The 2,084-nt window shown below is 67.2% G+C and carries 3 protein-coding genes; all 3 read right to left on the bottom strand.

Translation table 11 applies throughout. The features are described from left to right. Nucleotides 1-747 (bottom strand): DUF4331 domain-containing protein (locus B0F77_RS45795; RefSeq protein WP_143467283.1); only part of this gene is annotated, 747 nt, incomplete at its 3' end. Nucleotides 748-816: 69 nt separating this feature from the next. Next, the gene (gene kal / locus B0F77_RS50365) at nt 817-1,854 is read right to left on the bottom strand and encodes a 3-aminobutyryl-CoA ammonia lyase (RefSeq protein WP_425435835.1); all 1,038 of its coding nucleotides are present in this window, start codon (nt 1,852-1,854) and stop codon (nt 817-819) included. A 47-nt stretch (nt 1,855-1,901) separates the two neighbouring features. Beyond that, nucleotides 1,902-2,084: lysine 5,6-aminomutase subunit alpha TIM-barrel domain-containing protein (locus tag B0F77_RS45810; RefSeq protein WP_281252628.1), on the bottom strand; the 183-nt coding region annotated here is incomplete at its 5' end.

Here is a 2,084-nt window from a genome sequence, read left to right on the forward strand (position 1 = left end):
GTTCACCAGCGGGTTGCCCAGCCGCGACACCTGGACGAAGTCGCCCTGCGGGGTCGCCCTGCCGGGTTCGAGCTTGAGCGAGCGGCGTTCGGTGTCGCTCCACACGCCGATCACCGGGTTGCGCTTCGGGTCGCCCTTCAGCGCGAGCATCGTCTTGGGCACCTGGATGGCGATGGTGTTGACGTTGTACNNCAGGTCGAACACCCGCAGGTCCAGGAAGAACGAGTCCTCGGACGGTCCGACGTAGACCTGGCCGCCACCGGGCAGCTTGGCCGTCGCCTGGTCCCTGATCGCGCCGAAGTTCGGGAACGACGCGGGACCGGTGTTGGACGGCGCCGCCCTGCCGTTGCGCACCAGCGGGGTGGTCTTGTTGCCCTCGACCAGTTCGAGGTTGTAGTTCTGCCGGAACAACAGGTTGTCGTCGTTGATCGACGTGACCGGCCCGTTGTTGTAGAGGAAGGTCGGCGACTTGCCGCCGCGCCGGTCGTCGGCGGTGAAGGTGAACCGGAAGGTCTTGTCCGGCACCGCGTCGCCGTCGGCGTCGATGTTGAGGTCGTACCGGGCGTCTGTGGCCCACGGGTAGAAGTTGGGGCCACCGTTGGGTTCCTGCAGCCCGAACCAGTTCGCGACGAGCGTGACGGTGTCGGGTCTGTCCGGGCTGGTGAAGGCGTACACGTCGGTGTTGTCCACCGCCGGGTCCGCGGCGATCGCACCGCGCCGTAATCGCTGTTTGTTGCTAGTTGGCATTGTCCTGCTCCCTTCCAACAGCCAGGGATTCGGAGCAGGACGCCCGCCGGTTCGGTCGAGATTTTCTTGTTATTCAGCGGCTTTCGGAGCGACGACGGTGCCGCGGGCCCGCGTTACGACGATCGGCTCAGCCAGTACGTCCGCCGCCGAAGGTCCGCGATCGGGCGCCGAACGGCACACCACCCGTGCCTCGAACTCGATTTCCCGCGAGCGCTTTCCGATGCGCACCAACGTCGCCGTGGCCTCGACGACGTCGCCGGCCTGGATCGGCGCCGCGAACTCGACGGAGCTGTACCCCGCGAACAGCCCCTCGTCGGAGTCGGTGTGGATCAACAACTCGGTGGCGACGTCACCGAACATGCCGAGCCCGTAGGCGCCGTCCACCAGGTTGCCGCCGTAGTGCGCGTGCGAGTGCGGCACGTAACGGCGGTGCGTCACCGAAAAGCCTTCGACCAAAGCCCCGCTCACGCGGCGACCCCCTTCTTCTCCTGCATCGCGTGCACGAGGTAGCTGGCGACTTCGCCCGGGGTGGTACCCCGGCTGAACACTCGATCGACTCCGAGTTCGCCCGCCATCAGCGGGTCGAACCGCGGCCCGCCCGCGACCAGCAGCGGGCNNCGCGTCCCGCTGGGTCACGACCTGGGAGATCAGCACGGCGTCGGCCTTCTCGGTCCTGGCGCGCCGCACCAGCTCGGGAACGCTCACCTGCGCGCCGAGGTTCACGACCTTCAGCTCGCGGTAGTACTCCAGGCCCTTCTCGCCCGCGAAGCCCTTGATGTTGAGGATCGCGTCGATGCCGACCGTGTGCGCGTCCGTGCCGATGCAGCCGCCGACGACAACGAGCTTGCGCCGCAACACCTTCTTCAGCGTGGTGTTCACTTCGGACGGTGACAGCAGCGGGTACTCGCGCTCGACGACCTTGACCTCGTCCATGTCCACGAGGTGCTTCACCGAGCCGTAGACGACGAAGAACGTGAAGTCGGCGCCGATGGGGTTCGAGTGGACCACCATCGCGGGGTCCATGCCCATCTTGTTCGCGAGCTGCTGCGCCGCGCCGTCCGCCTTGGGGCCGAAGGGAATCGGCAGCGTGAACGACGTCTGGATCATGCCGTCGCCGGTGGTGTCGCCGTACGGCCTCACGTACCTCTTGTCCGTCACTGCGCTGCCTCCAGCATCTCGCTCGCGGGGTTGAAGTACGCCTCGGCCTTCTCGACGACGCCGTCCGCGCCCTTGCCCTTGTCCGCGGGCCGTTTCATCAGGCCGAACGTGCCGTCCGCGATGGCGTTGAGCAGGCCGTCGTCCACGATGCGTTCGAGGAGATCGACCGCCTCGCCGAG

The organism is Lentzea kentuckyensis (assembly GCF_002150765.1).
GTDB lineage: Bacteria > Actinomycetota > Actinomycetes > Mycobacteriales > Pseudonocardiaceae > Lentzea > Lentzea kentuckyensis.